A 16,641-nucleotide genomic window follows, 5' to 3' on the forward strand; every position below is an offset into this window, starting at 1 on the left:
CGGCACCTCGGCGACTCGTCCGCTGCGATGTCCGTTTTCCGCTAGCCATGACCCGCGTGACCTGACATCGTGAACCGGGTGAGCATCACTGTCCTGGATTTCGAGCGCTGCTACCGCGCCGTCACCGCGCGCGACTCCCGGTTCGACGGGCAGTTCTACACCGCCGTCCGCACCACCGGGATCTACTGCCGCCCGTCCTGCCCGGCGATCACCCCCAAACCCGCCAACGTGACCTTCCTACCGACCGCGGCCGCCGCGCAGCAGGCCGGCTACCGGGCGTGCCGGCGTTGCCTGCCCGATGCCGCGCCGGGATCGCCACTGTGGAACACCCGGGCAGATCTCGCCGCCCGGGCCATGCGACTCATCGGCGACGGAGTGGTGGAACGCGGCGGGGTCTCGGCGCTGGCCGCGACCCTCGGCTATTCACAGCGCCAGCTCACCCGGGTCCTCACCAGCGAACTCGGCGCCGGCCCGCTCGCGCTGGCCCGGGCCCACCGGGCGCATACGGCGCGGCTGCTCATCCAGACCACGGATATGCCGATGTCCGATATCGCCTTCGCCGCGGGTTTCGCGAGCATCCGCCAGTTCAACGACACCGTGCGCGAGGTCTTCGCGGTGAGCCCCAGCACTATGCGTGTGGAGGCACAGCGGCGGATTCGCACCGAATCACAGCGGCGGAGTCGCTCCGAATCACCGCGGCAGAACGGCAAGGAGGGGGCGTGGGCCACCGACCCGGCGGCCCCCATCGCCTGCGGCACCCTCACCCTGCGCCTGCCCTACCGCGAACCACTCGACCGGGATTGGCTCGAATGGTTCCTGTCGGCCCATACGACCCCCGGGCTGGAACTGTGGCAGACCGGGCCGGCCGGCGAAGGCACCTACCTGCGCAACCTCCGCACACCGCACGGATACGCGGGGATACGGCTCAGTGTGCTGCCGGGCCATGTCCGCGCGGAACTGGCGTTGCGCGATATGCGCGATCTCGCGCCCACGGTGGCCCGGATCCGGCATCTACTGGATCTGGACGCCGATCCGGTCGCCATCGACGAAGCACTCCTGCACGCCGGGCAGCTGCCCGGGGGAATCGCGCCGTTCACCCCGGGCCTCCGGGTACCCGGCTGCGCGGACCCTGCGGAGTTGTTGTTACGCACCATGATCGGGCAGCAGATCTCGGTGGCGGCCGCGAACACTCATACCGCCCGCCTGGTCGCCGCGCTCGGCGAACCCACCGACGGGCCGATACCGCGGCTCTTCCCCACCTCCGCCGCGATCGCCGAGAACGGCGCGGAAGTGCTGGCCGGCCCCGCCCAGCGCATCCGGTCGATCACGGCCGCCGCGGCCGCACTGGCGAGCGGCGAGCTGGTCCTGCACCAGGGCCGGACGGCCGCCGACCTGCGCCGCGATCTGCTGGCACTCCCCGGCGTCGGCCCATGGACCGCCGACTACGTGACCATGCGGTTACTCGCCGATCCCGACATCCTGCTCACCACCGATCTCGTGGTCCGACGCGGCGCCACCCGGCACGGGATCGACCTGTCCGACACCACGCGCTGGTCCCCCTGGCGCTCCTACCTGTCCATGCAACTGTGGCGATCCGAACTGCGTGCCCGCGCCGCAACCGGCGCCGCCGCGCAAAACGCCGATTCCGAAGCGAAAGTGAGTATCTCGTGATGTCCGCTCCCACCGTCTCCCCCACTCGTACCGGCACAGCCGATTTCGCGACCGTCGACACCCCACTCGGCCCGTTCACCACCATCGTCGCGACAGACGGGGCGGTACTGGCGGCCGGCTGGACCGCGGCACCGGAGGACCTGCGTACTCTCGTCCACCCCACCCTGCGGCCGGACGATCTGCGCGCCCGCACCGAACTCGGCTCGGTGACCGCGGCAGTCACCGCCTATCACCACGGCGACCTCACCGCCATCGATACCGTCCCGGTACGGCAGCAGTCCGGCGAATTCCTCGCCCACGCCTGGGAGGTGCTGCGCACGGTACCCGCCGGAAACCCGATCTCCTACACAGCTTTCGCCGCCCGCGCCGGCCGTCCGGCCGCCACCCGTGCCGCCGCCGGCGCCTGCGCCCGCAACGCCGCCGCACTCTTCGTACCGTGCCACCGGATCCTGCGCACCGACGGAACCCTGGGCGGATTCCGGTGGGGGCTGCCCGCCAAGCGCTGGCTGCTCGACCACGAGTCAGTCAACTGACGACGCAGGACGGCTCGATCTCGGCACACTGTCTGCCGGTCGCCGAACGGAGGCGCCGCACCGCGTCCGTTCGCGAAATCACGTAGCCCGAGGCCACGGTCTTCAACAACCCGTGGCTACCGATATCACTGCCTCGACCGGGGAAGGCGTGCCCGGTCGAGGCGCACGGCGGTTCTTTCGGAGATACCGGCCTCTCGAGGACCGTCCGGGCAGCCGAGGGCGGCCCATCGACTTGCGAGCACAATTCGGACCTGGGTCCGTGGCCGATCAGACGACGGTGGTCTGCACCCGGGAACCATCGGCTCCGCGGATCACGTGCAGGCGGCTGGGAATGCGCTGGCGCATCTCGTCGACATGGCTCACCAGGCCCACTACCCGGCCGCCGTCACGCAACTCGTCGAGCACGCCCATCACCGCGTCCAGAGTATCGGCGTCCAGGCTGCCGAAACCTTCGTCGATGAACAGGGTGTCCAGGATGATCCCGCCCGCCTCCGCGGCAACGGTATCGGCCAGACCCAGCGCCAACGACAGCGAAGCCATGAATGTCTCGCCGCCGGAGAGTGTGCGGGCGGGCCGGACGGCACCGGTGTAGTCGTCGTGGATGTCCAGCCCCAGGCCACCGCGCCGGCCGTGCGTACCGGCACGGTCGGTGTGCACGAATTCGAACCGCCCACCCGACATACGGCGCAACCGGGCCGACCCCGCCACCGCCACCTCTTCCAACCGGGCGGCGAGCACATAGGACCGCAGCGACATCCGGCGGTTGTTCTCGCCACGGCCGGCGACCACCTCGGCCAGTTCCGCCAACTCCCTGTGCGCCCGCTGGGCCGGGGTGATGAGATCCACGGCCGCCCACAACTGTCCGCACAGCGTTTCCAGCCGGGTCACCCGCTGCACGGCGGCCCCGTGCACGGCCACCGCCTCGTCCAGCACTTGCCGCGCCTTGTGTACCGCTTCCGCGAGTCCGTCCTGGTCACGGGGCTCGGTGGCAGCCGCGGCCCGGATCTCCGGCTCGTCGACCACGGCCTGCGCGGCCGCCCGCAACTCTTCTGCGGCGGCAAGGGTCGCACGGAGGGTTTCCTGCCGTTCCCGGGTTCGCGTCGCGGCGGCGACCAAAGGCGCGTACCAGCGCAACACGGCCAGCAGTGCCGCAGGTGTAGCGACCGCTGCCGGCCTCTCCCCCGCCGCTGGACCACCGGCCGCCCCTGCGACGCCCGCCACTCGCAGTTCACCTGCCGCCGCCGCGACACCGGCCCCCTTCGTTTCACCGACCGCCTCCGCGGCACCCTCCACTTCCGATCCGCCGAGAGCCCCCGCGACACCGGTTTCCCCCGCATCGACCGACGCCGCCGAGACACCCGCTACTTCCGGCCCGCCGACAGCCCCCGCGACATCCCCCGCACCGACCGACGCCGCCGAGACACCGGCCGCAGCCGGTCCGTAGCCGGTACCCGCCGGACCGGACCTGCTCGTCGACGACTCGGCCGGCCCAGCGAAACCGGACCCGCCTGGTACATCGGCCGCTTCCGGGACTCCGGCTTCGTCCGATACGTAGGCCGGCGCCGAGCCGCCGGTGGCGCGCACCCGTGCCCCACGGTCATCCGAGGCAAGACCCGGACGATTCGCGTGATCGACCGCACTCGTAGAAGAATCGAGCCCTGCTGCGGCCGCGAGCTTTTCGAGGCGCGCCACGCCACCTGCCACTCTTTCCCATGCGGCCCGGGCGGCCGCCAGGGTTTCGCGCCGGTCCCCGGCGGCGGCGATCAGCGCGTACAGACGTTCGCGGCGGCGGCCGATCGTAATGTCGCGACCGGCCGCTGTGCGCAGCCTGCGCTCGATTTCGGTGAGCCGGTGCTGTCCGGACCGGATCTGCTCGGTCACCGCACCGGCCTGTGTTTCGGTCTCGCGGAGGGCGTCGTGCAGCCGGTTCTCCTCCGCGCGCAGGCGCGTGATCTCGGCGGCACATTCGTCGGCCGTGGCGGCCAGTTCTTCCGCGTCACCACTGCGGTCGGTCGCCCGGTCCAAGGCGGCGGCGAGCTCCCCGCGATCGGCATCCCCGCCGCGGGCGATGAATGCTTCGATCTCGCGTTCCACCTCGGCCATCGCGCTCTGCGCGCGCTCCGAGGTGAGGTGAGCGGCCTGTTCGGCCGCGACGGCCGCCGCTTCGTCCTCTTCGGAGACCGAGAGCGTTCCGGGACGCGCGGGCTGTGGATGGTCGGCCGATCCGCAGACGGCGCAGGCCTGCCCGTCGACGAGATGGCCGGCCAGTTCCGCCGCCATCCCGGCCAGACGCTGCGCACGCAGGTCCAGCACCCGCTCGCGGGCTTCCAGATGTCCCGCCCGTGCGGCGTCGGAATCGACACGCGCCCGATCGAGCCTGGTTCGCGCCCCGGCCAGTTCGACCGCGGCAGTGGCCGCCTGCTGCAACCGCTGGTGTTCGGACCGCAGCCCGGGCAGTGCCGCCTTCGCGTCGTCTGCCTCCCGCGCGCGGGCCTGGGCGGCCGCGAGGATCTCCGGCAGCTGTGCCCGGCGGGCGGTGAGTCCGGCCGCCCGGTCACGCAGCCGCGTACCGGATTCGTGTAGTTGGCCGAGTTCGTTCCGCAGCTTCTCGGCGTCCGCGGCGGCGGACCGGATTTCCTCGAGTTTGCCCAGATGTGCGCTCCACCCGCGGATCGCGGTATCCAGCGTGAGGTCCTCGTCCGGGGTTTCCGCAGCGGACCGCGCAGTACCGCCGGTCGCGGTGCCGTCACGGGAATCGCCTGTCGCACCCGGCGCCGTTGCGGCTTCGTCCGGTCGGCGCCCAGCGGACCGATCGATATGCGCCCCTGGCCGCACCAGGTGAATACCCGGAACATCCAGGCTTTCGGGCTCCTCGGCAAGTCGCGCCAATCGCCGAGCCGCCTCTTCGGCTTCCGCATCGCGACCCCGCGCGGATTCCACCGCCGACTCGGCCTCTGCCAGCGCGGCGGCCACCGGCTCGGCGCGCCGGGCTCGTTCCAGTTCGGCGCGGTCGGCTTCGCGCTGCCGGGCGCCGGCCGCATAGTCGTCGAGTTGCTGCCGGGCGAGCGTGAAACGCCGGCGCCGTTCGGCCGCCCGCCGTTCGCTTTCGGCCTGTTCGTCGGCGTCCGCCGATTCCTCCCGGCGCAGCGCCAATTCGCGTTGCGCCCTTTCCAGGTCGCCGCGGGCGGTGGTCAGCAGATCCTGCGACCATTCGACCGCGTCGAGGATATCGATTCGTTCGGTCCGGTCGATACCGGCGGTCACCGCGACCCGGGTGATCAGATCCTCGACATTGCGCTGCTGCGCCCCGATCTGTTCACCGGAGTTCTTGCGCTGCGCGGCGAGCCACTGTTCGGCCGTGCCGAAGCGGCCGGTATCGAACAACTTCTCCAGCAGCCGTTCCCGGTCCTCGTTCTCGGCGCGCAGGAAGCGGGCGAAATCTCCCTGCGGTAGCAGGACGACCTGGAAGAACTGGTCGGCGCTCATTCCGAGCAGCCGGATGATCTCGTCGCCGATCTCGTTGATCCGCGACAGATTCGTACCGCGACCGTCCAGCCAGGCAAGAGTGGCCTTGGCGTTCTCCACCCGGGTTCCGCTGCCGCGCAGTTTGGGCCGTTCGAATTCCGGGCTGCGGATGATCCGGACCCGCCGCCCGCCCAGGGTCGCCTCGAGGTTCACCTCCGGCCGGATATGTGCGGGCGCGTGATCGGAATGCAGGCGTTTGTCCCCGCGGGCGCCCGGGACCCGGCCGTAGAGCGCGTAGGCGATGGCGTCGAGGATCGTGGTCTTTCCCGCTCCGGTGCGGCCGTGTAGCAGGAACAGCCCGTCCGCGCCGAGTTCGTCGAAATCGATCGTCGTGGGGTCGGCGAACGGTCCGAACGCCGTCATCTCCAGCCGGTGCAATCTCATGCCGTGAGTTCCGTTCCGGCGGCCGCCGGTTCCGTGATGGCGCCCCCGCCGGATTCGGGTTCGCGTACCGCGGCGGCCATCGCCCGGGCCAGCCACTGCATCTCGGTTTCGCTGGGTTCGCCGCGGACATCACCGAGAAAGGTGCGGGCGATATCCGTATCGTCGCGGCCGCGCACCCGCTCCCGGTATTTCAGTGCCGTGCTCGCCTGTGGCCGCTCCCATTCCACATGCACGGCGTGCGGAAACCGCTCCCGTAGTTTCCGCATGGCATCCACCGGCCGGGCGTAATCCGTGAGGGTTACCGACACGTAGTGCTGTTCGGCCGGTTCCCAGGCGGAATCGGCGAGCAGTTCCTCCAGGGTTCCGGTGAGTTTGCTCAGACCGCGCACCTGCGGCAGTTCGTGTTCCCGCACCCGGGCGGGGCCCCCGGCGTCGAGATCGACCAGCCACACCTTCTTCCGATGCGAGCTCTCGCCGAACGAGTACGGCAGCGGCGATCCCGAATAGCGCACCGAGTCGGCCAGTGTCTGCGGGGAATGCAGGTGTCCCAGGGCCACATAGTCGGCGGCGAGTTCGGTGAACAGCTGCAGCGGTACCGTCTCCACCCCGCCCACCGAGATGGAACGTTCCGAACCACCGGCCATCCCGCCGACCACGAAGGCGTGCGCCAGCAGTACCGCCCGGACTCCCGGGCGCTCCGCGATATCGGCGCGGATACGGGTCAGCACGGCCGCGAGCACCTCGGCGTGGGAGCGGGCCTGCGGCACCCCGAGTTCGGCCCGGCATATCTCCGGCTCCAGGTAGGGGATCCCGTAGAACGCGACCTCACCGTACGAATCGGACAGCAGGATCGGCCGGTGCGAATCGGCCACGGTGGTGCGCAGATACAGCCCACCGGCCGCGGCGAAACTGGCGCCGGCCCCGAGCCTGGTGGGGGAATCGTGGTTGCCCGAGGTGGCCACTATCCGTGCCCCGGCAGCACGAATCGCCTCGAAACCCCTGTTGCACACCGCGATAGCGTCGGCACTGGGGATCGACCGGTCGTAGACGTCGCCCGGCAGCACAACGGTGTCCACCCCCTCCGCGGCGACGAGCCCGGCTATCGCCTCCAGGACCCGCTCCTGGTCGGCCAGCAGGTCCACGCCGTGGAAGGTGCGCCCGATATGCCAGTCCGACGTATGCAGGATTCGCATGACCGCGAACTTAGGGCAACCCACCGACACCTTTCAACGCGAATCCGTTTCCCGGTGCCGCCACACCGGCAACACGCCGACGTCGTTCTCCGCCCGCCGATCCGGCCGTAGCGCACGCCGGGTGGGATGTCCCAGTCCGGCCTGTGTCTCGAATGAGCCATCGTGGCGGGCACCACCTACGGGACTGGACAGTCATGAATACGCCCGCCGAGCACCGTTTCCGCACAATCGTGGCGCCGGACCCGCCGTGCCGTAACGCGGCCGACCCATCCGGGCGATAGTGTTCATTACGTGGCTGCTTCCCAACGAGTGAATTCCCGGGTGCCCGCGCCGCAACGTTCGTTACTGCCGACGGTGCCGGGCGTACCGGCATATGCCGCGGTGCTCATCGCGGCGGCGTGCACATTCGTGGGCTTCCTCATCGATGCCCTCGGCGATGTCCCGGACCTCACCGGCACCTTCAGCGCCTTCTATATCGTCGGCTGCCTGGCGGCCGTGGCGGTCGTGCGGTTCCGCGGCTTGTTCACGACGATGGTGTTACCGCCGTTACTGCTGTTCATCGCGGTCCCGATCGCCTACCGCCAGCTCACCGGAAGCAGTACCTCCTCGCTCAAGGACATCCTGCTGAACCTGGCCATCCCGCTGGTTCACCGCTTCCCGCCCATGATGCTGGCCACCGTGCTGGTGTTGCTGGTGGCCGCGATCCGGATCGCGCAGTACCGGTCGGAGAAATCGGCCCGGGAAACCGTCGAGGCACGGCGCGGCACCAGCTGGGGGCGGCGCGAACGGCGCACGAGCCGCGCGGAGCCGCGGAGCCGCACGCAGGACCGGCCGCGCCGCGATACCGCGAAACGCCCCGCGCGTGGACAGTCCAAACGTCCGGTGGCAGGCGAGGGAAAACCGGCACGCGGCGGTAAACCGACCCGCGCCGAAACTCTGGCCGCACGGTCGAAGACGAGTACGAAGGCCAAAGCGAAATCCCGGCCGAAGCGTCCGGAGAACCCCGAGCCGGATTACACCCGCGAATCCGCCCCCGAACCCCCGCGGCGCGGTCGCGGCCGGCCGGCGGCCGAACAACCGGCGCGAGCGGCCGCACCGCGCGCCCGGGAGGCCCAGCCGCGGGGCCGGGAGGTGCGTCCGCACCGTCCCCCGCGCACCGGCGCCCCGATGCCGGAGGAGCCGGCCCGAGCACGCCCCCGGCGCGGTGGCGGCGAACCACCGCGCCAGCCGCAGGTCGCCCGGTTCCGCGATCGCGAGCCCATCCCGGAACGCCGGCGCCCGGAACGGATGTGAACAGGCCGGGTGAACAGCCCGGCACCCACTATCGCTGCTGAACCACAGCCGTCACCTCAGTGCTGCCCCGTGGCAGGCCGATACCGGCGTATCGGCCCCGCGGCGGGCCCACAGCTGCCGCAGCGCCCGGCACCGTTGCTGTGCGGGTACCAGCAGAGGCACCGCACCACGCGCACCCAGCACCCATCCCGATGGGGCCACCGATGCGACTTCCGATCGCGGACACTTAGGGGCCCGATCACTCGCTGGATGCCTCACTTCCGCGTTCCGCGGGTAGCTGCTTACGCACCGTTCAACCGCACACCGGACACTGATCGATACCGGGCGGCGCCCCGGCGGGGCAGAACTCCGTATCCTCGCGGCCGCCGTCCGGCAGCCTCAGCGGAGTGCCCCGGATACGTGCTCATCCGGGGCCTTCGTGCCGCGGCCGCATATCGGCGTAATCTTTCCGGCTACCGGATCCGGCGTAATCGAAACCGCCGATCCCGCCGCCCATCGGCAGGCAGGCGCCGATGGCGGCGAACCTGCCCGGCCCGATGACCGGACGGCAGGTGCGGTGCGGTGGGTCAGCGCCGGGCGGCGCGCAGCTCTCGCGGCAGCGCGAAGACCAGGGTCTCGTTGGCGGTGGTCACCGGCTGCACTTCACCGAAGCCGTGTTCGGCCAGCATGTCCAGCACCCCACGCACGAGGATCTCCGGGACGGAGGCTCCGGAGGTGATTCCGACCGTCTGCACGCCTTCCAGCCAGGCCGGATCGACCTCGCGTGCGTAGTCCACCAGATATGACGCCTTCGCACCGGCGCCCAGCGCCACTTCCACCAGGCGTACCGAGTTCGACGAGTTCCGGGATCCGACGACGATCACCAGATCGCATTCCGGCGCCATCGCCTTTACCGCGACCTGCCGGTTCTGCGTGGCGTAGCAGATATCGTCGCTGGGCGGATCCTGCAGCGCCGGGAACTTCTCGCGCAGCCGGGACACGGTTTCCATGGTCTCGTCCACGCTGAGCGTGGTCTGCGACAGCCAGATCACCTTGGATTCGTCGCGTACCCGCACCCCGGCGACCGCGTCGGGTCCGTCGACCAGTTGCACGTGGTCGGGTGCCTCGCCGGCGGTGCCTTCCACTTCTTCGTGGCCTTCATGGCCGATCAGCAGGATGTCGTAGTCGTCGCGGGCGAATCGTTTGGCTTCTTGATGGACCTTGGTCACCAGGGGGCAGGTCGCGTCGATGGTGCGCAGGTTGCGTTCGGCGGCGGTGGTGTGGACGGCCGGGGAGACACCGTGGGCGGAGAACACGACGAGTTCACCCTCGGGCACCTCGTCGGTGGTGTCGACGAAGATCACGCCCCGTTCGCGCAGGGTTTCCACCACATGGCGGTTGTGCACGATCTCCTTGCGGACGTAGATGGGCGCGCCGTGTTTCTCCAGGGCTTTCTCCACGGTCTCCACCGCGCGGTCCACGCCCGCGCAGTAGCCGCGCGGTTCGGCGAGCAGCACTCGTTTCCCCTCGGCGGTGACGGTGGCGGCGCCTGCCGAGCGAGTGATTCCGACATTCAACGGTATGGCCGAGGACATGCCGACAGGATACGTGCGCACCCGAGCCCCTGCTGCGTCCGTGCGCAGTGGCACACCTGCCCCGCTGCCGCCGCGCCCGCGGGTGGCCACCGCACGGCCCTGACCTGCGGTGGGAGATACGCCACGGCAGCCGGTACGGTGGCCGGGCGGGCCGCGGACCGATCCGTCCGGCGCCGGCGGCGTCCCGCGCCTGGCCGAGTGTGCACACCCTCTTTTGCGGAGCATGCGATATCGGGCAGGCTAGTACCATGTTTCGACCACCGTTCCTGGCCCGTGTCGCCGCCGGAGCCGCCGTCTATGTCCTGGAGGAGACGCGACGGCTGCCTTCCGCGGCGGTCAAGTTCCCCGTCACCGCCGTGAGCCAGCTGCTGCAAGCGGGTATGCACGCCCAGCAGTTCGTCACCAGTCTCGCGATCAAAGGTGATTCGGTGTTCGACCGGATCGTCAACCGTCCGGAGGAGCAGCCGGAATGGGCCACCTTCGACGAGGACGACGACCTGCCGGTCCGCCGGCCCGGTGGGGCCGCGCCGGCGCGTGACAGCGGATTCGACCGGTTCGATTCCGATCCGGCGGAGGTGGAACTGGCGCTGCAGGAAACTCTGGCCGGTCTGCGTGCGATGCAGAACGGGAGCGCGGTACCCGAGGCCACCACCTTCGAGACCGAAGAGTGGGAGAAGCGGGTCGCGACGGAGCCCGCCCCGGAAACCGGCACCGCTGTCGCGGAGCCCGGGACAGCGCCTGCCCCGGAGGCCACGAGTGCCCCGGAGCCGGAAGCAGGCGATACCGCCCGAGCCGAGGCGAAGAACGACTCGGAGCCGGCGGATAACGCCGAGCCCGAACTTCCGGAGGTCGGCGCCCGCTACGACTACCCGAATATGACCCTCGCCCAGCTGCGCGGCCGGCTGCGCACCCTGACCGTTGCCGACCTGGTCGCGTTGCTGGACTACGAGCAGCGCACCCGGGACCGGGCGGCATTCGTCACCATGCTGACCAACCGGATCGCCACCGTGCGAGCCCAGTGACGGGAGCCGATTCGGTGTCCGCGGCCGGCCGGGCCGGTTCCGGCCGGTCCGGGCAGCCGCCCGCCCCCGCCAATTCCGCCGAACAGCCGTGGCCGGTGCGTTCGGTGTCGATGAAGGTCGCCCAGTGGATCGACCGGCTCGGCAGTATCTGGGTCGAGGGACAGCTGACCCAGATCAATCTGCGGCCCGGTACCCGCACCGCGTTTCTCGTCCTGCGCGACCCCGCCGCCGATATGTCGCTGTCGGTCACCTGCGATCCGGCGCTGCTGCGCGACGCCCCCGTCCCGCTGCAGGAGGGCAGCCGGGTGGTGGTGTACGGCAAACTGTCGTTCTTCACCGGTCGCGGCACCCTGTCGCTGCGGGTCACCGAGATCCGCCCGGTGGGGGTCGGTGAACTGCTGGCCCGGATCGAACGGCTCAAGGCGCTGCTGGCCGCGGAAGGGTTGTTCGACGAGCGCATCAAACGACCTCTCCCGTTCCTGCCCGCGACCGTCGGTCTGATCACCGGCCGCGGTAGCGCGGCCGAACACGATGTGCTGACCGTGGCCCGCGGCCGCTGGCCCGCGGTGCGGTTCGAGGTACGCAATACCGCTGTCCAGGGGCCGTCCGCGGTATCGCAGATTCTGGACGCGCTCGCCGAACTCGACCGTGATCCCGCGGTCGAGGTGATTGTGCTGGCGCGCGGCGGCGGCAGTGTCGAGGATCTGCTGCCCTTCTCCGACGAGACCCTGTGCCGCGCGATCGTCGCCGCGACCACGCCGATCGTCAGCGCGATCGGTCACGAACCCGATTCCCCGCTGTCGGACCTGGTCGCCGATCTGCGCGCCGCCACCCCGACCGATGCCGCCAAACGTGTCGTCCCCGATGCCGCGGCCGAAACCGCGCTGGTCCGTGAGCTGCGTTCCCGCTCCGCCGCCGCCCTGCGCGGCTGGGTTCAGCGGGAGGCCGCCGCGCTGGCACAACTGCGTTCGCGGCCCGTTCTGGCCGACCCGCTGCGCGAACTCGGCCATCGCCACGACGAGGTCGAACGCCTGCGCACCGCCGCCCGCCGCACGGTCACGGATCTGCTCCGCACCGAATCCACCACCGCCGGCCATCTGCGGCGCCAGCTGACCGCTGTCGGACCGGCCGCGACCCTGGCCCGCGGCTACGCTGTCGTGCAGCGAGTGGCGGGCCCCGAACGCCATGTGGTGCGCAGTATCGAGGACGCGCCCGCGGGTAGTCAGCTACGCATCCGGGTCGGTGACGGCGCGATCTCCGCCGCGGGCCTGGGCACGATCCCGCTCGGCGAGGGCCGCGCCCCGACCCGGCGCGGCGCCGAGCCACCCGCAACCGATACAGCCGAACCGCACAACACCGAGAGGACCTGACCGTGCCCGATACCAGCGCCACCGACGAGCTGGCCGAGATCGCCGGTTTCGGCTACGAACGCGCCCGTGACGAACTGGTCAATGTGGTGAAGATGCTGGAACAGGGCGGTATGGACCTCGACGATGCCCTGGCCCTGTGGGAACGGGGCGAGGCCCTGGCCAACCGCTGCGAGGAGCATCTGGCCGGCGCCCGCCAGCGGGTCGAGCAGGCGCTCGCCGAGTCCGAGCGGGAATAGCCGTTACCGGGACGGCAGCGGCTGCGCAGCCGCCACCGCCGCGGCCAGCGTCTCGAAGGCTGCGGTATCGCCGGCGCCCCGGATCAGTGCCCGGCTGTCCCCGAAGTCGGCGACCCATGCGGGTTCGGCGTCCGGCTCGTCGTACGCCACCCATTTCTGTCCGCCCGTTTCGTGGGTGCCGGTGGCGTATCGGGTGCCCACCACGTGATCCACCAGCACCTCTTCGGTGGCATCGCTCTGGTTCAGTTCCATGTAGGTCCCGGCACCGGTGATGTAGCCGATCGTGCTCACCGTGCCGCCCCCGGCGGCCGGGATGGTGTCACGACTGCCCGAATTCGGTTTCCAGTTCTCCGGCAGCGCCGGTTCCCGCACCGGGAACCGGAGGTTCTGCGCATCGGAGCGCAGGGCCGCGGCGGCGTCGAAACTCGGGATCGTTCCCTGTGTCGGGCCGTTCGCCGCGAAACTGCATTGGCTGGTGAGCCCGGCGAACACCACGGCGATCAGCACCAACGGGATCAGCGACCAGACGAGATCCCGGTAGTCGTTCATGATGCGTGGCTTCTTGTTCGGCACGCACCCAGTATCCACCGTGGTAGAGGCACCACCCTGCCCCGCCCCCGGTACTGCCGTACCAGCTGATCATTTCCATGGAACGGGTCAATGCGACAATTACCCCGAAGTTCCGACGCCAAGGAGGCACCCGCTATGACGGCATCCGCGACCCCTTCGAGCCGCCGCGAGGCGCCCGACCGCAACCTCGCGCTCGAACTCGTCCGTGTCACCGAGGCCGGTGCGATGGCGGCGGGCCGCTGGGTGGGCCGCGGCGATAAGGAAGGCGGCGACGGGGCGGCCGTGGATGCGATGCGGCAGCTGGTCAGCTCGGTGTCGATGAGCGGTGTCGTGGTGATCGGTGAGGGCGAGAAGGACGAGGCGCCCATGCTCTACAACGGGGAGAACGTGGGCGACGGCACCGGGCCCGAAGTCGACTTCGCGGTCGACCCGATCGACGGCACCACCCTGATGTCGAAGGGTTCGCCGGGCGCCATTTCGGTACTCGCGGTGGCCGAACGCGGCGCCATGTTCGATCCGTCGGCCGTGTTCTATATGCACAAGATCGCCGTGGGCCCCGATGCGGCCGATGTGATCGATATCTCGGCGCCGATGGCGGAGAACATCCGCAAGGTCGCCAAGGCCAAGAGCGCGTCGGTGTCCGATATCACCGTCTGCATCCTGGATCGTCCCCGGCACGCCGATCTGATCCAGGAGGTGCGCGACGCGGGCGCCCGGATCCGGCTGATCTCCGACGGTGACGTCGCCGGGGCGATCGCCGCCGCCCGTCCCGATTCCGGCACCGATATCCTCGTCGGCATCGGTGGCACCCCCGAAGGAATCATCGCCGCCGCCGCCATGCGCTGTATGGGTGGCGTGCTGCAGGGCAAGCTCGCACCGAAGGACGACGACGAACGCCAGAAAGCCATCGACGCCGGACTCGATCTGGACCGCGTGCTGGTCACCGAGGACCTGGTGTCCGGTGACAACGTGTTCTTCTGCGCCACCGGTGTCACCGACGGCGACCTCCTGCGCGGCGTCCGCTACTACGGTGGTGGCGCCTCCACCCAGTCGATCGTCATGCGGTCGAAATCGGGCACCGTCCGGATGGTCGACGCCTATCACCGGCTCACCAAGCTCCGCGAGTATTCCTCGGTCGATTTCCACGGCGACGAACACGCCAATCCGCCCCTGCCGTGACGGCGGGTGCCGGCGCGTGATTCGCGCGTCGGCACACCCGCTACAGCAAATATCGGGCATACGATCCTGCGCCTGTCGATTACAGGTACGATCCCCGTGACCACCGAAGGTGGTGGCGCCACGGATCTCGCGCTGGGTAGCCGTCGCGTAGCCACCTCAATGAGCCGGAGTGATGAGCCACGCGGCCGCGGCCGCGAATCACGCCGGCCTGTCGCGAGAGGATGGACATGCACCACTTCGCTCGACGTTCAGCAGGATTCACCATTGCGCTCGCGGCCGCGGGCCTGCTGGTTGCGGGCTGCGGCGACGACGACACCTCGGTGTCGGACACTGTCGGTTCGCTCACCTCGCAGGTGATGCCCGGCGAGAACACCGGTGAGGGCAACACCCCGCCCGGGTCGCCGGGCGCGGAGGGGTCGCCCACCGAAACCACCGGCGCCGAGGGCTCGCCCACCCCGGACCAGGACCCCAACGCCGACGCCGGCGAAACCACGGTGCAGACACCGGACGGCACCGAGGTCACGGTGTCCGGCAGCATCTATCAGAAATACAACGAGGCGGGCGGCCCGGCCGGCACACTCGGTATGCCCGAAGGCGAGGAGCAGGTCGCCGGTGACGGTGGCCGCTACCAGAACTTCGTCGGCGGCACCATCTTCTTCAGTGAGGACACCGGCGCCCACATCGTGTGGGGCGATATCCGGGAAGCGTGGGAAGCCAACGGCGGCGCCGAGGGCGAGCTCGGGTTCCCGACCTCGGACGAGCAGGATGCCCCGGAGGGCAAGATGAGCGAGTTCGAGGGCGGCACCATCACCTGGAACTCCTCCGACCGCTCCACCACCGTCACCCAGAATTGATTTCGGCGCAGGGGCGCTCGCCGCGGCGGGCGCCCCTGCTGCTGTCCGCGGAAAGCCGGCCGAAAACCGTTGCCGCGGCACACTCCGCACAGAATTCGCGATCACTTTTCGAGTGCTTCGGAAACCGTGCATGATCACCACCGGAACTGAACCCGTGACCGATAGTTCCCAACCCGACCCGGCGCCCACCCGATCTCCCCTCCGACCGGCTACCGTGTGTGCGTGCAGAATCTGTTGACCGACCGCGACCTGCTGGAATCCCTCGCGGTCGAGGTGGAACTGACCATACGGCGCCATACGGAAACCGCCGATGAATGGCAGCCGCACGACTACGTCCCGTGGGACGACGGACGCAACTTCGCCTTCCTCGGTGGCGAGAACTGGGACCCCGCCCAGTCCACACTGGGCGATACCGCACGCACGGCGCTGACCGTGAGTGTGCTCATCGCCGATAATCTGCCCTCCTATCACCGGGAGGTCGGCAAATATCTGCGAACGGGCGCGTGGTGGCGGTGGGTGGGCCGCTGGACCGCCGAGGAGGCCCGGCATTCCGTCCTGATCCGCAACTATCTGATGACCACCCGCGCCTGCGATCCGGTGGAACTGGAACGGTTGCGCATGGACCATATGACCACCGGTTTCCGCCGCGAACCGATGCATCTGCTCGATGTGCTGGCCGCCTGCGCGTTCGAGGAGAAGGCCTCCGCCATCCGGCACCGCAACACCGCGGCGCTCGGAGAGAACGAGCTGGTCACCGCCATCAGCGAGCGGATCGCGCGGGACGACGAAACCCAAGCGGAGGTTTTCGCCGATCTGTTGGCGGCCGGCTTCGAGCAGGCGCCGGACCAGGCCATGCGCGCCGTCGCCGACCAGATCACCGCATTCCGGGTGCCGTCGCTCACCCTGCCCGGCGGCCGCAGCAGCGACGAGGTGCTGGCCGAGGCCGGAATCTATGATCCGGCGAAACAGGACGAGCTGGTCTTCGCCCCGCTGCTGCAGCGCTGGAATGTTTTCGGCCGCACCGATCTCGGTGAAGCCGGCGAGGCGGCACGGGCCGAACTCGACCGCTTCCGCTCCTGACCGCTACGGGGCCGGTCGTCCCCCGGCCCCGGTACTCCCGGTGTGGTTCCGGTACCCCGGACACGGTCCACCAGGGCGTATTGCCGCGGCAGGCCGTCGCCACGCAGCCACCCGCGGCGCGATATGCACGACGGCCGCGGACCGGCACCGCCGGCAC

13 protein-coding genes are annotated in these 16,641 nt (G+C 69.9%); 9 read left to right on the forward strand and 4 right to left on the reverse strand.

The window, feature by feature from the left end:
* Positions 1–78 precede the first annotated feature (78 nt).
* Both ACFWPH_RS09185 and ACFWPH_RS09190 read left to right on the forward strand, forming a co-directional pair.
* Complete coding sequence (locus tag ACFWPH_RS09185; RefSeq protein ID WP_378749072.1) at positions 79–1,671, forward strand: Ada metal-binding domain-containing protein; 1,593 nt, start codon at positions 79–81, stop codon at positions 1,669–1,671.
* Positions 1,671–2,204 carry a methylated-DNA--[protein]-cysteine S-methyltransferase gene (locus tag ACFWPH_RS09190; RefSeq protein ID WP_378749074.1) on the forward strand — a complete coding sequence of 178 codons (534 nt, stop codon included), beginning with the start codon at positions 1,671–1,673 and terminating at the stop codon, positions 2,202–2,204. The genes ACFWPH_RS09185 and ACFWPH_RS09190 overlap by 1 nt, the downstream gene beginning before the upstream one ends.
* A gap of 267 nt (positions 2,205–2,471) precedes the next feature.
* Here ACFWPH_RS09190 and ACFWPH_RS09195 read toward each other — a convergent pair whose 3' ends face one another.
* Both ACFWPH_RS09195 and ACFWPH_RS09200 read right to left on the reverse strand, forming a co-directional pair.
* The gene (locus tag ACFWPH_RS09195; RefSeq protein ID WP_378749076.1) at positions 2,472–6,113 is read right to left on the reverse strand and encodes an AAA family ATPase; all 3,642 of its coding nucleotides are present in this window, start codon (positions 6,111–6,113) and stop codon (positions 2,472–2,474) included.
* Positions 6,110–7,306, reverse strand: coding sequence for an exonuclease SbcCD subunit D (locus ACFWPH_RS09200; protein ID WP_378749078.1), 1,197 nt, complete (start codon positions 7,304–7,306; stop codon positions 6,110–6,112). The genes ACFWPH_RS09195 and ACFWPH_RS09200 overlap by 4 nt, the downstream gene beginning before the upstream one ends.
* A gap of 291 nt (positions 7,307–7,597) precedes the next feature.
* Between ACFWPH_RS09200 and ACFWPH_RS09205 the strand changes: the two genes are divergently transcribed.
* Positions 7,598–8,599: a DUF6542 domain-containing protein gene (locus tag ACFWPH_RS09205; RefSeq protein WP_378749080.1), complete on the forward strand. Its 1,002-nt coding sequence runs from the start codon at positions 7,598–7,600 to the stop codon at positions 8,597–8,599.
* Between the two features lie 566 nt (positions 8,600–9,165).
* Here ACFWPH_RS09205 and ACFWPH_RS09210 read toward each other — a convergent pair.
* Entirely contained in the window at positions 9,166–10,173 is a 1,008-nt protein-coding gene (locus ACFWPH_RS09210; RefSeq protein WP_280461162.1) for a 4-hydroxy-3-methylbut-2-enyl diphosphate reductase, read from the reverse strand.
* A gap of 248 nt (positions 10,174–10,421) precedes the next feature.
* Here ACFWPH_RS09210 and ACFWPH_RS09215 point away from each other — a divergent pair, with 248 nt between their 5' ends.
* The 3 genes from ACFWPH_RS09215 to ACFWPH_RS09225 are packed head-to-tail and all read left to right on the forward strand — an operon-like array spanning position 10,422 to position 12,801.
* A complete protein-coding gene (locus tag ACFWPH_RS09215) occupies positions 10,422–11,195 on the forward strand; it encodes a lipid droplet-associated protein (protein ID WP_378749082.1) in 774 nt (257 codons plus the stop codon).
* A 14-nt stretch (positions 11,196–11,209) separates the two neighbouring features.
* Positions 11,210–12,565, forward strand: a complete 1,356-nt coding sequence (gene xseA / locus ACFWPH_RS09220; RefSeq protein ID WP_378749485.1) for an exodeoxyribonuclease VII large subunit — start codon at positions 11,210–11,212, stop codon at positions 12,563–12,565.
* The gene (locus tag ACFWPH_RS09225; protein ID WP_378749487.1) at positions 12,562–12,801 is read left to right on the forward strand and encodes an exodeoxyribonuclease VII small subunit; all 240 of its coding nucleotides are present in this window, start codon (positions 12,562–12,564) and stop codon (positions 12,799–12,801) included. The genes xseA and ACFWPH_RS09225 overlap by 4 nt, the downstream gene beginning before the upstream one ends.
* A 3-nt stretch (positions 12,802–12,804) precedes the next feature.
* Here the strand turns inward: ACFWPH_RS09225 and ACFWPH_RS09230 are convergent, their stop codons facing one another.
* Entirely contained in the window at positions 12,805–13,374 is a 570-nt protein-coding gene (locus ACFWPH_RS09230) for a DUF4245 domain-containing protein (protein WP_378749084.1), read from the reverse strand.
* Positions 13,375–13,506: 132 nt separating this feature from the next.
* On the opposite strand from ACFWPH_RS09230, the gene glpX reads away from it, so the two are divergent.
* The 3 genes from glpX (at position 13,507) to ACFWPH_RS09245 (ending at position 16,484) form a co-directional block, all read left to right on the forward strand.
* Positions 13,507–14,550 (forward strand): class II fructose-bisphosphatase, encoded by a 1,044-nt coding sequence (gene glpX, locus ACFWPH_RS09235; RefSeq protein WP_378749086.1) that lies wholly within the window; start codon positions 13,507–13,509, stop codon positions 14,548–14,550.
* A gap of 227 nt (positions 14,551–14,777) precedes the next feature.
* A complete protein-coding gene (locus ACFWPH_RS09240; protein ID WP_280419577.1) occupies positions 14,778–15,404 on the forward strand; it encodes an esterase in 627 nt (208 codons plus the stop codon).
* A gap of 222 nt (positions 15,405–15,626) precedes the next feature.
* Positions 15,627–16,484, forward strand: coding sequence for an acyl-ACP desaturase (locus ACFWPH_RS09245; RefSeq protein WP_378749088.1), 858 nt, complete (start codon positions 15,627–15,629; stop codon positions 16,482–16,484).
* The last annotated feature ends 157 nt before the right edge of the window (positions 16,485–16,641 follow it).

The sequence above is a fragment of the Nocardia sp. NPDC058499 genome, from assembly GCF_042719915.1.
GTDB lineage: Bacteria > Actinomycetota > Actinomycetes > Mycobacteriales > Mycobacteriaceae > Nocardia.

Bases quoted from the DNA above. Each gene is read 5' to 3' on its own strand.
- ACFWPH_RS09190 (WP_378749074.1), top strand. From the start codon at position 1,671: ATGTCCGCTCCCACCGTCTCCCCCACTCGTACCGGCACAGCCGATTTC.
- ACFWPH_RS09200 (WP_378749078.1), bottom strand. From the start codon at position 7,306: ATGCGAATCCTGCATACGTCGGACTGGCATATCGGGCGCACCTTCCAC.
- ACFWPH_RS09195 (WP_378749076.1), bottom strand. From the start codon at position 6,113: ATGAGATTGCACCGGCTGGAGATGACGGCGTTCGGACCGTTCGCCGAC.
- ACFWPH_RS09215 (WP_378749082.1), top strand. From the start codon at position 10,422: ATGTTTCGACCACCGTTCCTGGCCCGTGTCGCCGCCGGAGCCGCCGTC.
- ACFWPH_RS09240 (WP_280419577.1), top strand. From the start codon at position 14,778: ATGCACCACTTCGCTCGACGTTCAGCAGGATTCACCATTGCGCTCGCG.
- glpX (WP_378749086.1), top strand. From the start codon at position 13,507: ATGACGGCATCCGCGACCCCTTCGAGCCGCCGCGAGGCGCCCGACCGC.
- ACFWPH_RS09210 (WP_280461162.1), bottom strand. From the start codon at position 10,173: ATGTCCTCGGCCATACCGTTGAATGTCGGAATCACTCGCTCGGCAGGC.